At 69.0% G+C, this 13,144-nt stretch carries 13 protein-coding genes and 3 pseudogenes; 9 read left to right on the forward strand and 7 right to left on the reverse strand.

The window, feature by feature from the left end; genetic code table 11:
• Window positions 1-31: 31 nt before the first annotated feature.
• Together AXA74_RS24225 and AXA74_RS14595 are read left to right on the forward strand one after the other, a co-directional pair.
• The gene (locus AXA74_RS24225) at window positions 32-400 is read left to right on the forward strand and encodes a hypothetical protein (RefSeq protein WP_155680874.1); all 369 of its coding nucleotides are present in this window, start codon (window positions 32-34) and stop codon (window positions 398-400) included.
• On the forward strand, window positions 391-558 hold the full coding sequence (locus AXA74_RS14595; protein ID WP_155271751.1) for a hypothetical protein: 168 nt from the start codon (window positions 391-393) through the stop codon (window positions 556-558). Before AXA74_RS24225 ends, AXA74_RS14595 begins: the two co-directional genes overlap by 10 nt.
• Before the next feature lie 5 nt (window positions 559-563).
• On the opposite strand, the gene AXA74_RS14600 is transcribed toward AXA74_RS14595, so the two are convergent.
• The gene (locus tag AXA74_RS14600; protein WP_029581041.1) at window positions 564-1,502 is read right to left on the reverse strand and encodes a LysR substrate-binding domain-containing protein; all 939 of its coding nucleotides are present in this window, start codon (window positions 1,500-1,502) and stop codon (window positions 564-566) included.
• 141 nt (window positions 1,503-1,643) lie between these two features.
• Here AXA74_RS14600 and gtdA point away from each other — a divergent pair, with 141 nt between their 5' ends.
• The 6 genes from gtdA (at window position 1,644) to AXA74_RS14630 (ending at window position 6,878) form a co-directional block, all read left to right on the forward strand.
• Complete coding sequence (gene gtdA / locus AXA74_RS14605) at window positions 1,644-2,693, forward strand: gentisate 1,2-dioxygenase (protein WP_029581042.1); 1,050 nt, start codon at window positions 1,644-1,646, stop codon at window positions 2,691-2,693.
• Window positions 2,694-2,751: 58 nt separating this feature from the next.
• Entirely contained in the window at window positions 2,752-3,453 is a 702-nt protein-coding gene (locus tag AXA74_RS14610) for a fumarylacetoacetate hydrolase family protein (RefSeq protein WP_029581043.1), read from the forward strand.
• Window positions 3,450-4,091 (forward strand): maleylacetoacetate isomerase, encoded by a 642-nt coding sequence (gene maiA, locus AXA74_RS14615; protein WP_032955293.1) that lies wholly within the window; start codon window positions 3,450-3,452, stop codon window positions 4,089-4,091. The genes AXA74_RS14610 and maiA overlap by 4 nt, the downstream gene beginning before the upstream one ends.
• Before the next feature lie 84 nt (window positions 4,092-4,175).
• Window positions 4,176-5,396 (forward strand): 3-hydroxybenzoate 6-monooxygenase, encoded by a 1,221-nt coding sequence (locus AXA74_RS14620; protein WP_029581045.1) that lies wholly within the window; start codon window positions 4,176-4,178, stop codon window positions 5,394-5,396.
• A gap of 52 nt (window positions 5,397-5,448) precedes the next feature.
• Window positions 5,449-6,435 carry a Bug family tripartite tricarboxylate transporter substrate binding protein gene (locus AXA74_RS14625; RefSeq protein WP_029581046.1) on the forward strand — a complete coding sequence of 329 codons (987 nt, stop codon included), beginning with the start codon at window positions 5,449-5,451 and terminating at the stop codon, window positions 6,433-6,435.
• A 41-nt stretch (window positions 6,436-6,476) separates the two neighbouring features.
• The gene (locus AXA74_RS14630; protein WP_029581047.1) at window positions 6,477-6,878 is read left to right on the forward strand and encodes a ribosomal maturation YjgA family protein; all 402 of its coding nucleotides are present in this window, start codon (window positions 6,477-6,479) and stop codon (window positions 6,876-6,878) included.
• A 74-nt stretch (window positions 6,879-6,952) separates the two neighbouring features.
• Here AXA74_RS14630 and AXA74_RS14635 read toward each other — a convergent pair.
• Both AXA74_RS14635 and AXA74_RS24695 read right to left on the reverse strand, forming a co-directional pair.
• Window positions 6,953-7,381: pseudogene (locus tag AXA74_RS14635) on the reverse strand (isochorismatase family protein); the annotation flags it as partial.
• Window positions 7,382-7,445: 64 nt separating this feature from the next.
• Window positions 7,446-7,691, reverse strand: a pseudogene (locus AXA74_RS24695) (hypothetical protein); the annotation flags it as partial.
• Between AXA74_RS24695 and AXA74_RS14640 the strand changes: the two are divergent.
• Window positions 7,691-8,077: pseudogene (locus tag AXA74_RS14640) on the forward strand (transporter); the annotation flags it as partial. The pseudogenes AXA74_RS24695 and AXA74_RS14640 overlap by 1 nt on opposite strands.
• On the opposite strand, the gene AXA74_RS14645 reads toward AXA74_RS14640, so the two are convergent.
• The 4 genes from AXA74_RS14645 to AXA74_RS14660 form a co-directional block, all read right to left on the reverse strand.
• On the reverse strand, window positions 8,049-10,136 hold the full coding sequence (locus AXA74_RS14645) for a putative bifunctional diguanylate cyclase/phosphodiesterase (RefSeq protein ID WP_048940150.1): 2,088 nt from the start codon (window positions 10,134-10,136) through the stop codon (window positions 8,049-8,051). The pseudogene AXA74_RS14640 and the gene AXA74_RS14645 sit on opposite strands and share 29 nt — an antisense overlap.
• Window positions 10,137-10,261: 125 nt before the next feature.
• On the reverse strand, window positions 10,262-11,173 hold the full coding sequence (locus AXA74_RS14650) for an NAD(P)-dependent oxidoreductase (RefSeq protein WP_029581051.1): 912 nt from the start codon (window positions 11,171-11,173) through the stop codon (window positions 10,262-10,264).
• 81 nt (window positions 11,174-11,254) lie between these two features.
• On the reverse strand, window positions 11,255-11,893 hold the full coding sequence (locus AXA74_RS14655; RefSeq protein ID WP_032979283.1) for an NHL repeat-containing protein: 639 nt from the start codon (window positions 11,891-11,893) through the stop codon (window positions 11,255-11,257).
• A gap of 31 nt (window positions 11,894-11,924) precedes the next feature.
• Complete coding sequence (locus AXA74_RS14660) at window positions 11,925-13,106, reverse strand: hypothetical protein (protein ID WP_032979273.1); 1,182 nt, start codon at window positions 13,104-13,106, stop codon at window positions 11,925-11,927.
• Between the last annotated feature and the right edge of the window lie 38 nt (window positions 13,107-13,144).

Raw genomic sequence — 13,144 nt, forward strand, 5'->3', positions numbered from 1 at the left:
GGCTTCGAGCCAGGTCCCCGGCGCCTGCCCGATGGAGGGCCAGGGCCACACCCCGGACCTGGGCCACACCCCGGGCCTGGACCTGGACCCGGACCTGGACCTGGACCTGGGCCTGGGCCTGGGCCTGGACCTGGACCTGGGCCTGGACCCGGACCCGGACCCGGACCCGGACCCGGACCCGGACCTGGACCTGGACCTGGACCTGGACCTGGACCTGGACCTGGACCTGGACCTGGGCCTGGGCCTGGGCCTGGACCACATCCGGGCCCCGGGCCGCACCCCGGACCTGGCCCGGGGCCCGGACCGCATCCCCCACCCCCCCCGCCGCCGCCTCCCCCGCCCTACGGCTGGGGCTGGGGCTGGTACGACCCGGTGTGGGCGGGCGTGGCCGTGGGCGTGACCGCCGCGGCCATCGGCTCCATGGTGGCCTCGCTGCCGCCGGACTGCCGCGGCGAGACCATCAATGGCGTGAATTATCAGCACTGCGGCGATGCCTGGTATGAGCCGGTCTATGCCGGCGCCAGCGTGCAGTTCCGCGTGGTCGCGCCGCCTTATTGACGCGCTCAGGCCGGCGCGACGCCCTCCCGGTCGGCGCCGGCCACCACTTCCCGCAGGCAGTCCATGGCCAGGCGCACCGCCTGCGACATGAAGGCATCGCGCGACCAGTACATGGCCACGGCGCCAAAGCCCGACAGGCGCACGGGCAGGATGCGGATCACATTGAGCTGCGCCAGCCTCAAGGCCGCCCGGTGCGAGGCCACGCCTATCATGTCGCTGTTGTTGAGCAGGGTGAGGTTGGCCGTGACCGAGTTGGTCTCCACCGTGTCGCGCGGCAGGGCCTGGCCCGCCTCGGCCAGGGCATTGTCCAGGGCATTGCGCACGGGCGTGCCCTTGGGCCAGATGATCCAGCGGTAGGCCTGCATGTCCGGCCAGCGCGGGCTCTTGATCTGCAAGAGCGGATGGCGCGGCCGCACCACGAGATGGATGGTGTCCACGAACAGCGACTCCATTGCCAGCACGGGATCGCGGAACTCCGGATCGGCGCGGCCCAGCACCAGGTCCAGGTCGCCCTGGGCCAGCTGCTCGGTCAGGCGGTCCGTCGTGCCCTCGACCAGGCTCACGCGCGCCAACGGCATGCGGTCCAGGATGCGCATGATGGCCAGCGGCACCGTATCCGAGGCGGCCACGCCGCTGGCGCCGATGACCACGCGGCCGCTGCCGCCTTCGCGCAGGGCCTCCATGTCGCTGCTGGCGCGGTCAAGCTGGGAGTCCAGCCGCTTGGCATGGGCGATGAGCACCTCGCCATAGGGCGTGGGGACCAGGCCGCGGGCGTGGCGCTCGAACAGCGGCAGGCCGATGTCTTCCTCGAGGTCCTTGAGCCATTTGGACAGGCCCGGCTGGGTGGTGTTGAGGATGACGGCGGAGTGGCTGAGGTTGTGGGTCTGCGCCAGGCTCAGCAACATCCTGACGTGCCGCAGGCGCAGCCGGTGGGTCCAATCCATGTCTCGCTCCAGATATACTTGATTTTGTATGATCAATAAGAAAATATCATTTTTTTTGACATACCTGAAGCACCATAATGCGCTCCATATCGGGCGTCAGCCGCCCAGGACAAGCCGGAATACCGGCGCAAGGAGACAGATATGGCCGATGGACACTCCCAGGCGCGCGCGGACTACTACGCCCGCATCGCCGCCAAGCATCTCAGCCCGCTGTGGGAGTCGCTGCACAGCCTGGTGCCGCCCAAGCCGGCGCCGCGCTGCATTCCCTTTCTCTGGAAATACGACGAGCTGCGCGCCGACGTGCTGACCTCGGGCGAGCTCATCACCGCCGAGGAAGCCGTGCGCCGCGTGCTCATCCTCGAGAACCCCGGCCTGCCCGGCCAGGCCAGCATCACGCAGACGCTGTATGCCGGCCTGCAGCTCATCCTGCCCGGCGAAGTCGCCCCCAGCCACCGCCATACGCAATCGGCGCTGCGCTTCATCGTCGAAGGCAGTGGCGCCTACACGGCCGTCAATGGCGAGCGCACGACCATGCATCCGGGCGACTTCATCATCACGCCCTCGTGGACCTGGCATGACCACGGCAACGCCGAGACCGTCGATGGCGGCGAACCCGTGGTCTGGCTCGACGGCCTGGACATCCCGCTGATCCGGGCCCTGGACGCCGGCTTCGCCGAAAACTACCCGGCCGCCACCCAGCCGGTCACGCGCGCCGAAGGCGACAGCATGGCCCGCTATGGCTACAACATGCTGCCCGTGCGCCACGATGCCTCGCGCGTGGGCGCTTCGCCCATCTTCAATTATCCCTACGCCCGCAGCCGCGAGGCGCTGGACCAGCTCTACCGCCATGGCGAGCTCGATGCCTGGGACGGCGTCAAGCTGCGCTATGTCAATCCGGCCACCGGCGGTCACGCCATTCCGACGATGGCGACTTTCATGCAGTTCCTGCCGGCCGGCTTCCAGGGCCGCACCTACCGCAGCACGGACTCGACCATCTACAGCGTCGTCGAAGGCCGCGGCACGGCGCGCATCGGCGACCAGGATTTCGCCTTCGGCCCGCGCGATGTCTTCGTGGTGCCGTCGTGGATGCCGGTGCAGCTGGCCGCGCTCAACGACGCGGTGCTGTTCAGCTATTCCGACCGCCCGGTGCAGGCCGCGCTCGGCCTGTGGCGCGAGTCCCGCGAGGGCTGAATAACCGGGGCGCCAGCCGGCGCCCTGTTTTCTTCTTTGTTTCCGCAAGGGTTTTCTCATGGCTTATGTATTCGCCCCGCCGGCCGTGGTCGGCGTTCCCGTGGCCGGCAGCGCCGAACAATTCCCCGTGCGCCGCGTCTATTGCGTGGGCCGCAATTACGCCGCGCACGCCCGCGAAATGGGCTTCGATCCGGACCGCGAGCCGCCGTTCTTCTTCTGCAAGCCCGCCGACGCCGTCGTGCCGGTGGCGCAGGGCGAGACGCTGTCGCTGCCCTACCCGGCCGAGACCGCCAACTTCCACTACGAGATCGAGCTGGTGGCCGCCATCGGCAAGGCCGGCGCCGATATCCCCGTCGAAACCGCGCTGGAACACGTCTGGGGCTATGCGGTGGGCCTGGACATGACGCGCCGCGACCTGCAGATGAAGATGCGCGAGGCCGGCCGTCCCTGGGAGCTGGGCAAGGCTTTCGACCAGAGCGCGCCCATGGGCCCGCTCTACCCGGCCGCGCAGGCCGGCGACATCCACCATGCCGGCCTCTGGCTGAACGTCGATGGCCAGACCAAGCAGCAAAGCAATGTGGATAAGCTGATCTGGTCGGTGGCCGAGACCATCGCCTATCTGTCACGCTACTTCCGCCTGGAGGCGGGCGACCTGATCTTCACCGGCACACCCGAAGGCGTGGGCCCGGTCGTGGCCGGCCAGCTGATGGAAGGCGGCGTCGATGGCCTGGGCACGCTCAAGGTCAAGGTGACGCAGTGACCCAGCTCTACAATTTTTTCAATAGCTCGACCTCCTATCGCGTGCGCATCGCGCTGGCGCTCAAGGGACTGCCCTATGAGTACCTGCCCATCAACCTGCGCAAGCAGGAGCAGCGCGAGGCCGGCTATGTGGCGCTCAACCCTTCGGCCGGCGTGCCGCTGCTGGTCGAGGGCGAGCTTCGGCTGTCGCAGTCGCTGGCCATCATCGACTATCTGGACGCCACGCATCCCGAGCCCCGCCTGCTGCCGGCCGACGCGCTGGCGCGCGCCCGCGTGCTGGAGGTCTCGCAGGCCATCGCCTGCGACATCCATCCTGTCAACAATATGCGCATCCTGCGCTATCTGCAGGACGTGCTGGGCGTGACCGAGGCGCAGAAGAACGCCTGGTACGCCCACTGGATACAAGAGGGGCTGACCGCCGTCGAGGCATTGCTCGCCCGTCACGGCCATGGCGCTTACTGCTTCGGGGACGCGCCCACGCTGGCTGATTGCTGCCTGGTGCCCCAGGTGGCCAATGCCCAACGCATGAACTGCGACCTGTCGCCCTATGCGCGCGTGTTGCGCGTGTACGAACACTGCTCGGCCCAGCCCGCGTTCCAGGCCGCCGCGCCCTCGCGCCAACCGGATTTTTCCAAGTAGGCAGCACCCCGGGGCCGCCAGGCGCATGGCGGCCCCGGACAAGGACAGTACGACTCCGCCGGCGGCGGGGTCCGGAGACGAGACATGAATACAGCATCGGTGGGCAGATCCGCCCGGCAAACGGCCATCGTGGTGGGAGGCGGCATCGGCGGCCTGGCCGCCGCCCTGGCCCTCACCCGTCAAGGCATCCAGGTTCAATTGCTGGAGCAGGCCTCGCACATCGGCGAGATCGGCGCCGGCATCCAGCTCGGGCCCAACGCCTTCGCGGCACTGGACGCCCTGGGCGTCGGGGAGATGGCACGCCAGAAAGCCGTGTTCACCGATCACATCATCATGATGGACGCGGTGGACAACACCGAGGTCGTGCGCATCGAGACCGGGCAGGCCTTCCGCGACCGCTTCAACGGTCCCTATGCGGTGATCCACCGCGCCGATATCCACGGCGCCATCCTCGAAGGCGTCAGGCACGACCCCCTGATCACCTTCCGCACCTCCACCCAGATCCAGTCCTTCGAACAGGGCGACGGCTATGCCGAGGTCCGCGACACGGAAGGCAATGTCTATCGCGCCGACATGGTCATCGGCTGTGACGGGGTGAAGTCCGTGGTCCGCCAGAGCCTGATCGGCGACCCGGCCCGCGTGACCGGCCACGTGGTCTACCGCGCGGTGGTCGAGCGCGGCAACATGCCCGAGGACCTGCGCATCAACGCCCCGGTGCTCTGGGCCGGCCCGCGCTGCCACCTGGTGCACTATCCGCTGCGCGGCGGCGAGCAATACAACCTCGTGGTCACCTTCCACAGCCGCGAACAGGAAGAATGGGGAGTGCGCGACGGCAGCAAGGAGGAAGTGTTGTCGTATTTCGAGGGCATTCATGCGCGGCCCCACCAGTTGCTGGACCGCCCGACCTCTTGGCGCCGCTGGGCCACCGCCGACCGCGAGCCGGTCGAACAATGGAGTTTCGGCCGCGCCACCGTGCTGGGCGACGCCGCCCATCCCATGTCCCAGTACATGGCGCAGGGCGCGTGCATGGCGCTGGAGGATGCCGTGACGCTGGGCCTGTCGGTGCAGCAATGCGAGGGCGACCTGCCCGCCGCGCTCCAGCTCTACCAGTCCCTGCGCATTCCGCGCAGCGCGCGCGTGGTGTGGTCCACCCGCGAAATGGGCCGCATCTACCACGCCAAGGGCGTGGAGCGCGCGGTGCGCAACGCGCTGTGGCAGGACTGCCCCCAATCGCGCTTCTATGACGGCCTGCAATGGCTGTACGGCTGGAAGGCCGAGAACTGCATGCAAGGGCCCCGCATCTGACGTTTTTTTCCGCCGTTTCCCCAGCCATAACAACAGCTCCAGGAGACACACCATGAAACGCCGCCGTCAACTCTTGTCCGCCGCCCTGGCCGCCAGCTGCCTGCTGGCCAGCCCCTGGGCCCGGGCCCAGGCCCCGGCCTATCCCAGCCGCACCGTCACGCTGTACACCGCCTTTTCGGTGGGCAGCGGCCCCGACGTGGTGCTGCGCATCCTGAGCCAGGAACTCGGCAAGCTCTGGAAACAGCCCGTGGTGGTGGAAAACCGCCCCGGCGGCGGCGGCTTCATCGCCATGGAGGCCGTGGCCAAGCTGCCGGCCGATGGCTATGCCTTGCTGCAGCTCGACAGCGAGCACGTCTCGGCCCTGCCCCATCTGTACAAGGCGCGCAACTACGTGCCGCTGCAGAAGTTCGACCTGGTCGCGCCGCTGTTCTACACCCCGTTCATGGTGTCGGTCAGCCAGAAATCGCCGTGGAAGACGATGAGCGACCTGATCGAGGCGGCCAAGACCCGCAAGGACAGCCTGACCTATGGCTCCTGGTTCGTGGGCAGCCCGGGCCACCTGGGCGGCGAATGGCTGGCCTCGCTGACGGGCACCCGCATGATCCATGTGCCCTACAAAGAAGTCAGCCAGCTCTACACCGCGGTGGCCAACGGCGATGTGGACTGGGCCTTCGGCACCATCCCGTCCACCCGCCCGGTCTATGACAGCGGCAAACTGCGCTACCTGGCCATCGCCGCGCCCAAGCGCCATCCACAGTTCCCGGATGTGCCCACCGTGGCCGAGGCCGGCGGCCCGCCGCAGCTGGACGTCAACTCCATCGTCTCGCTGCTCGCGCCCAAGGGCCTGCCGCAGGACGTGCGCGACAAGGTCTATGCCGATGTGACCCGGGTGCTGTCCATGCCGGAGGTGCGCAAGCGCCTGGACACCTTCGCCTTCGAGCCGCTGACCTGGCCCCTGCCCGAGCTGCGCCAGCGCCTGGACCAGAAGTCGCAGACCTATAAAGCCTTGATCGAAGCCGCGGATATCCGCCTGGACTAGACCGTTTCCGGCCGCGCGCGGGGCGGGTTACGATCACGCGCATGACGATCTGCTTCAACCCCCGCGCCCTGGCCGCCGCCCTACTGCTGTTCATCGCGCTGGCCGTGCTGGCCACGGCGGGCGCGGGCTGGGGCTGGGTGCGCAGCTTCCTGGGCGACACCCTGGCGGTGATCTGGGTCTATTACCTGTTCAAGATCTTTCTGCGCGCCCACGTGCTGGCGCTGGCCGGGCTGGCCTTCGGCATGGGCGTGTTCGTCGAGCTGGGCCAATACGCGGCCGCCCACCTCGGCTGGCGGCTGCCCAACCCCGTGCTGCGCATGGTGCTGGGCAGCACCGCCGACGGATGGGACATCCTGGCCTATGCCCTGGGCTGGGTGGCGGTCGTTGCCATCGAGCTGCCGCGCCCGCCGCGGGGGACGGGCGGGAAGACAGCGGGACCATAATCCGGCAGGTGCCAGACACCGCGGGCGCGGTGTCGCGGCCGGCGCTTGGGGTGTGCCTGGCACCTGGGCAGGGTTCAGCGCTGCGAATCCAGGATTTCGCCGTTCTTCACGACGTCCTGGGCGCGGGCATAGCTTTCGATCAGCAGCTGGTAGGCCGGGAAGATCTTGGTGTAGACCTCGGCCCACTTGGCGGCGTCGGCGCGGTTCCAGGTGCGCTGCAGCTCGGAGGCCACCGCGGCGGTGTCCATGGGCACCACGCCGGCCTGTACCACGCGCGCCAGCGTGATCTCCTGGGCCATCTTGCTGTAGGTGCCCGAGGCGTCGATCACGGCGAAGACCTTGTAGCCTTCGGCCACGGCGCTGATGGACGGAAAGGCCATGCACACGCTGGTGATGGTGCCGGCGATGATGAGGGTCTTGCGGCCGGTGGCCTTGACGGCGGCGACGAAGTCCGGATTGTCCCAGGCGTTGATCTCGCCCTTGCGCGCCACGTACTGCTGGTAGTGATGCGCGCCCCAGGAACCCGAGACATTGGTCCAGCCCGTCCAGCCCTTGGTGAAGTCGGCGTGCAGGCCCAGCTTGACAGTGATGCAGCTTGACCTGGGTATTGCCCTGGTAGAACCAGCCTTCGGGCGTGCGCAGGCGGGCAAAGGCTGCCAGCGCGGCCGGATACTGGCCGCCCTCATAGGCGGCCCGCCCCTTCCAATAGGGGTCCTCGAACGCCGCGGCCGCCTGCTGGAAGTCCCCGCGCTCGAACGCCCGCCGCCCCTGCTGGTCGGGGGTGAAAAAAGCATCGGCCAGGGCGCCGGCCCTATACCGGCATATTCCCTGAATCCAAAATGCAGCTCGATGCGGTGGCTTCGCTGCAGCTGTATACGCGCAATAACGCCACGGATTATCGCAACGCCCCCATCTTCGGCCTGGACGTGATGGCCCGGCATATGTTTGGCAATGGCGTGGGCGCCGGCCTGATCGTGGGCACCCAACAGCAATTGGGCGCCGACTCCGGCCCCACCGCGGACCGCCTGAACGGCTTCAAGGGCCGCGACTGGGCCCTGGGCCCCATTCTTACCTATGACCGGAAGCTGGCGAACAACCGCTCGCTGTCGCTGTCGGCGCGCTGGACGCCGACGATCAGCAGCACACGGCGCCCGGACAGCACCAGCACCTTCATGGTGAGCGCGGCGCTGGTGTTCTGAGGCCGTAGACGGGGGCATCCGGGGCCTCGGGATCGAAGGCCCAGCCCGGCGCGGGGCGGCCGGTCAGATAGCCCTGCAGCACATCGCAGCCCAGGTCCACCAGCAACTGCCGCTGGGCCTCGGTTTCCACCCCTTCGGCCACCACCGACAGCCGCAAGGCATGGGCCAGCGCCAGGATGGCCGAGATGATGGACACATCCTCGGTATCGCGCTCCAGCTCGACCAGGAACCCGCGGTCTATTTTCAGTTCGCGCGCCGGAAAACGCTTCAGATAGGACAGGCTGGAGTAGCCGGTGCCGAAGTCGTCGATGGACAGGCCCACCCCCATGGCATAGAGCCGCCGCATGATCTTCACGCTCTGCGCGCCCTGCTTCATGGCCGTGGTCTCGGTGATCTCCAGCACCAGGCGGTTGGGATGCAGCCCGTGCCGCTTGAGCGTGGCGGCGATGTCGTCGACGAAACCGGCCTGTTGGAACTGCAGCGCCGGGATATTGACGGCGACGGTGCGGATATCCGCGCCCTGCCGGTCCCAGGCCACGACCTGCCGGCAAGCTTCGTCCAGCACCCAGGCCTGCAATGGCAGGATGAGATTGGTCTGTTCCGCCAGCGGGATGAACTCGCCGGGCGGCACATAGCCCAGCTCCTTGCTCTGCCAGCGCAGCAGGGCCTCGACGCCGATGCGCTCGCCGGTGGCCGCCTTGACCTTGGGCTGGTAGAACAGCCGCAGCTCGCCGCGCTCGATCGCCAGGCGCAAGTGCTCGATCACGCGCAGATGGCGGTCGCTGCCGGCGTTCATGGTCGGCTCGAAGAAAGCGTAGCGGTCGCGGCCCAGGTTCTTGGCGTGCGCCTTGGCCGCCTCGGCCTTGGCCATGAGGGCGTGCGGGTCCACGCCATCATGCGGGTAGACGGCGATGCCCACGCTGGCCGATAGCCGGATCTCCTGCCCCAGCACCCGAAACGGCTGGCGCAGGCTGGCCAGATAGTTGCCGGCCACATGGCCGGCGTAGGCCGCGCGCTCGACCGTCGCCACCGCGACGAACTCGTCTCCGCCCAGGCGCGCGAAACTGTCGTCGGGCCCGGCCGCCAGCGACAGGCGCTGGGCCGCGTGCATCAGGACCTCATCGCCCACCGGATAGCCGTAGGCCTCGTTGATGGCCCGGAAGCTATCCACGTCTATCACCAGCAGCGCCAGCATGCCGCCCTCGGCGCGGCCGCGGTCGATGGCGGCGGCCAGCCGCTTGTCGAACATGCGGCGATTGACCGCCCCGGTGACGCTGTCGTGGGAATGCAGATAAGAAAGCCGGTGGCGCGCCTCCTGCAGCGAGGTGGCCAGCTCGGCGCTCCTGGCCGTCGTCTGCGCATAGCTGGCCGACAGCTTGTTGGCCGCCAGCGACAGCGCCACGGTCAGGCCCAGGATGGTGGCGGCCAGCCCATCGGCGCTGATGGCCAGCGACAGCGTGCCGGCGCCTCCGCCGTGCACGGCCGAGGCCATGCCGCTGTAGTACATGGCGGAAAAGCCCAAGCCCATGGCGCCCGCCTCCCAGGCGCGCAAGGAGGGACGCTCGGGATAGGCGCGCTGGCGCGCGCCGCGCCAGATTCCTAGGCCGGCGGCCAGGATGGCCGCGGCAAAAGACAGCAGCACCAGGGGCCAGGAGAAGCCCGACGCGATGCGCACGGCCTCCATCCCCGTGTAATGCATGCCGGCGATCCCGGTGCCCACGATGACCGCCCCCAGCGCCCGCTCCCAGCGCGCCAGTCCGGGCTGTGTCATCAGCCACAGCGCCAGGGCCGCGAAGGCCACGGCGATCAGCAGCGCGATCAGGGTGGCCAGACGGCCATAGCCCCAGGGCAGGGGCAGACCGAAGGCCAGCAGCCCGACGAAGTGCATGCCCCACAGGCCGAAGCCCGTGATGCAGGCGCCCACCCACAGCCAGGCCGAGCCCACCCCCTCGCGCTCGACGACGATGCGCGCGGCGATCGCCAGCGCCGTATAGGAAGCGAGTACCGCCAGGGCGACGGACAGCAGAACGAGTGCGGGGCTATAGCCGGCCGGGACCATATCGGAGCGTCTGAGAAAGCATGCGCTCAGATTAGATCCAGGCCGAAATGAAGGCAAGAAGAACGAAGATAACTACAATACGCTGCGAATTTTTGATATTTACGAGATTCGCAGCGCTGCGAGCATCAGGCCGCCGCCACCCGCCGGCAATGTTGCAGGGCGGCTTCGATCAGGTTGTCGCTGGCCTCGGGCGTGCGGAAGGCCGAGTGCGCCGACAAGGTGACATTGTCCAGCGCGTACAGCGGATGGCTGGCCGGCATGGGCTCGACGTCAAACACATCCAGCGCGGCATGGCGCAGCTTGCCGCTTTGCAGGGCGGCGATCATCGCGGCCTCGTCGACCAGGGCGCCGCGCGCCGTATTGACCAGGATGGCGCCGTCGCGCATCCGCGCGATGCGCTCGGCCGATAGCCAGCCCCGGGTCTCGTCATTGAGCAGCAGATGCAGCGACAGGACATCGCTGCGCGCCAGCAGCGCGTCCGGCGTCACGAAGCGCACGCCCGGATGCGACTTGCTGCTGCGGTTCCAGGCCAGGACCTCCATGCCCACGCCTTGCGCCAGCCTGGCCATTTCGGCGGCGATGCCGCCAAAGCCCAGCAGGCCCAGGGTCTTGCCGGTCAATTGCACGGCATCGGTGCGCAGCCATTGCCCCGCGCGCATGGCGCGGTCCATTTTGCTGAAACTGCGCGCCGCCGCCCACATCAGGGCAAAAGCGCATTCCGCCACGGCCGTGTCGCCATAGCCCTTGATGATGTGCACCTCGATGCCCAGGGCGGCCAATTCCTCAGGATTCATATAGGAGCGCGCGCCCGTGCCCAGGAAGACCACATGCTTGAGACCCCGGCACGCCCGCGCCACCTCGGTGGGCAGATGCGTATGGTCGATGATCGCGATCCCGGCCCCGCCCAGCACGCCCGGAATCTGCTCGGGCCTGATGTCCGGCTGCCGGTTGATGACCAGCCCGGGATCGTCCGGGCGGTGCAAGCGTTCGGCGACGGCGGCCAGGGTGGGATTGGCATCGATGAAAACGGCTTGCATGGGGGGCTTCCTCTTCAGTGGCGGTCCCCGAGAGGATAGCAGGCCGGCCCGGCGCCCTTGCATCGGGCGCCGGGCCGGCCTTCAAGCCGCCGCCTTCACCCGCCTGAGCCGGCCGCTGCGGCCCCCGCCGCAGAAAAAGCCCGAGGCCCCATCCGACTCCAGGCCGGAGACGGCGACGTCCTCGGGCAGGGTGATGCGCTCCAGCACCTCGCCCGAAGCCGGGTCCACCCGCCTGAGCTCTCCCTGCCCGCCGCCATCCCCCACGCCATGCCAGAGCTGGTCGCGCGCCCAGGTCACGCCGGTGACGAAGCGGTCCGAACGCAGCGTGCGCAGCACCGCGCCGTTGGCGGGATCGATCTCGAGGATGAGGCATTCGCGCCAATGTCCCACCCATAGCGAGCCCTCGCCCCAGGCCAGCCCCGAGTAGCCGCTGCCGGGCAGGGGCAGCCTGGCGACTACCTGGCCGCTGGCCATGTCGATCTTCTGGATCACGTCGCCGCCGATCTGGTAGAGGTGCCGGCCATCGCAGGCCGTGCCCGCGTCGGCCTTCAGTTTCAGCTCGCGCACCACCTTGCCGCTGGCGGGGTCCATGGCCAGCAACTGCCCGCCGGTGGCGAACCACACATGCCGGCCGTCATAACTCACGCCGTGGATGGGCGGCTCACCGTCGAAAGGTCCGTACTCGCGCAGGATTTCCGCCTGATGCACTGTCTTAGCCATGATGATCTCCAAGGAATCGGTGCAGCCCATTCTAGGCAGGCGGCTCATGGACGGGGAGTAACAAGTCTGTCGGGTATCCCGGCAGGGGCGGGCTCAGCCAGCGCCGCGCCCGGCCCTGCCCCACCGCCCGCGCCCCGTCCTCGGCGGCCAGCGCCTGCAGGCCGCGCTGCACAGTGCGCGCGCTCAGGCCCAGGGCCTGGGCCAGCGCGGCGGCCGACCAGGCCTGACCGTCGGCCAGCAAGGCGGAGATCGCCGGCTCGGCGCTCGTGGCCGCCGGCAGGACCACCGCCACGCCGGCCGGCTCGCGAGGCAACAGCGCATAGCCGCCGGCGGTGGCCTGCACGCGCGCCAGCGGCGCGATCTTCTGGCGCAGCCTGCCTATTTCCACCCGCAGGCGGGCACGATGCGTCTCATCGATGCGCCGGGCGCGAAAGACCCGGCGCAGCAAGGTTTCGCGGTCCACATCCGCGGGCCAGGCCAGGGCCAATTCACGCGCCAGCGCCAGCAGCACCGGACGTGTGCGCAAATCCACCCGCAAAGCGCCGGCGCGCAACCCATGGCGGCAGCCATCGACCACCAGCCGGCCGCTGTCGAACAGCGCCTGCACCTCATCGAGGCAAAGCAGGCGTCCGCCCCCGGCGCCGGCCAACAGCGCCGCCGGCGCGTCCAGCTGCGCCATGGCGCGCGCGATCTCCTCGGCCAGGCCGGCCTCGGCCACGACCGCCGCCGACCGCGCATCCAGGCCGCGCATCTGGATGCCGGCCATCAGCAGATCCCAGGCCGGACGCAAGCGGGGCAGCAGATCGCCGGGATCGGCCTGCTCCAGCAAGGCGCGCGCCTGGACCACATGCCCGGCCAGCAGACAGCTGCGCGCCCGCAAATACACGGCATAGGCGGCGTTGTGTGGATCGTCCCGCAAGGCCGCGTGCGCCCGGGCCAGCGCCGCGTCGACGCCGCGCAGCTCGCGGCGCGCCAGCGCGATCTCGGCCAGCGCCAGCTGACAACGCGCCCGGGACTGCGGCTGGCGCGCGCCAAAACCGGCCGCCGCGCGCGCCAGCAGCGCCCGCGCCCGGTCGAAATCGCCGATGCGCGCCATCACCACGCCGCGCAATGCCAACGCCGGCGCATCGTCGCGCCGCGCCACGCCGTTCAACGCCGCCAGCGGGTCCCCTTGCATCAAGGCCCGCCAGGCGGCAGCCAACTCAGTGTCCATGCCCCTCCCCGCGAATACCAAGGAGTATCGCCCGGGGC

The sequence above is a fragment of the Bordetella hinzii LMG 13501 genome, assembly GCF_001548475.1.
GTDB lineage: Bacteria > Pseudomonadota > Gammaproteobacteria > Burkholderiales > Burkholderiaceae_B > Bordetella > Bordetella hinzii.